Here is a 1,671-nt window from a genome sequence, read left to right as displayed (position 1 = left end):
CCTGCGAGGGCACGACGCAGTTGTACGGCTCCAGCACCTCCAGGCTGACCGACCGCGCCGGCCGGGCGTTCCAGCCCCTGCTCGTCGGCGTGACACCGAACCCGGCGAACGTGGCCATCTCACCGGACTCGACGATGCCCGCCTCGTCCCCGGGGGTGGCGAGCTCGATGGGCGACCCCACCGGACGGCTGAGGGTGAGGACCGCCATGTCGTAGCCGGCCTGGGGGTTCAGACGGTTGTAGCGCGGGTGCACCGCCACCCGCACGATGCGGGCGGCCCGGGCGGCCCGGCCCGGGTTCCCGATGCGGGCGCGACGGCCGACGACCTGCACCCGACCGTACCGGCGCTCCGAACGGACGCAGTGCGCGGCGGTGATGATCTTGTTCCGGGCGATCATGCCGCCGCTGCACTCCGAGATCTGGTTCGACTCGGCGACGGTGTAGTACGCCAGCGTGCCGGCCATGCTGCGGTTGACGACCGCGCCCCCGTAGGTGGCCTGGGCCGACGGGACCCACGCCAGCAGTGCGCCGAGGGAGAGGATGATGCGGGCGAGGTGGCGGCTCACCGCAACAGTCTGCTCATACGCCGGTCGGCGTAGCGACGTCCGTTGGTCTGACAGTTCGGGCAATACACCAGCTCGTAGTCGTTGAACCCGATGCGCGCGAGTTCGGAACCGCAACGTACACAGGGTTCGCCGAAATGGCCGTGAACCACGGTCACCCGCCGCTCCCTGTCGGGAAGGTCGGTGGTGATGTGCTCCCGGGCCCGTGTGAGCGCGCCCTGAAGCACCAGATCGGCAGCCGCGGCCAATCGTTGAGCCATGGCATCGTCCAGCGCCGCGGTGCGCATCAGCGGGGGCAGTCGGGCGGCCCACATGATCTCCGAGGCGTAACACCTGCCGATGCCGGCGATGCGCGGCCCCTGCCGGAGCGCGGTGTGCAGCACGCCCGGGGGCGCGCCGAGCTGTTGCCGCCAGCGGTCCGGGGACAGTCCCAGCGGATCGGGGCCCAGCCTGGCGATCGGGGGGTGCCCGGCGACCCGGTCGGTGGGCATCACCGCGATCCGTGCCCGGTGCCGGGTGCTGCGTTCGCGCAGCCGCAGCTCGTCGCCGCCGGCGAGCGCCAGGCGCAGCGACACCCAGCGCGGCGCGCGCGTGCCCGTCGGCGCGGCCAGCCCGATACGGCCGGCGGACATCAGATGGACCACCATCGTCAGGTCGTCGGCGTGCACCAGCAGGTGCTTGCCGCGGCGCTCCACCGCCCGGATGGACCGGCCCACCAGGGCCGCCGGGTCGGTTCCGGCGTGCTGCAGCACCGCGGGTGAGTCGATGGACACGCCGGTGATCTCAACCCCCGCGATCGCCGCGGTGAGTCCCTCGGCAACCGCCTGCAGTTCGGGCAGTTCAGGCACGGGCCGGCCGGAGGGCCGCGGGTATACTGGAACGAATGCCACGACAGCGGGTGCGATGCGAGCCGAAGACCTCTCGAAGACCCTCGACCTGACCGTCCTTCATCCCGGCACCGCGGCCGAGGACGTCGAGGCGGCCTGTGATCGCGCGACCGAATTCCACTTCGCCGCGCTCTGTTCGAACCCCCGGTTCGTGGGGGACATCGCCGACCGCCTGCGCGGCACCGACATCAAGGCGTGCGCGGCCATCGGGTACCCGGACGG

The 1,671-nt window shown here is 72.1% G+C and carries 2 protein-coding genes and 1 pseudogene; 1 reads left to right on the top strand and 2 read right to left on the bottom strand.

The features are described from left to right. Nucleotides 1-565 (bottom strand): trypsin-like serine protease (locus ACK5M9_RS11700; protein WP_416893337.1); only part of this gene is annotated, 565 nt, incomplete at its 3' end. Next, entirely contained in the window at nt 562-1,410 is an 849-nt protein-coding gene (locus tag ACK5M9_RS11695) for a DNA-formamidopyrimidine glycosylase family protein (protein ID WP_416893336.1), read from the bottom strand. The genes ACK5M9_RS11700 and ACK5M9_RS11695, both read right to left, overlap by 4 nt. A 55-nt stretch (nt 1,411-1,465) precedes the next feature. Between ACK5M9_RS11695 and ACK5M9_RS11690 the strand changes: the two are divergent. Then, nucleotides 1,466-1,671: pseudogene (locus tag ACK5M9_RS11690) on the top strand (hypothetical protein); the annotation flags it as partial.

Source organism: Mycobacterium sp. (assembly GCF_047975165.1).
GTDB lineage: Bacteria > Actinomycetota > Actinomycetes > Mycobacteriales > Mycobacteriaceae > Mycobacterium.
The sequence above is the reverse complement of the archived record's forward strand: the minus strand, read 5'-3'. Positions and strand labels throughout refer to the sequence as shown.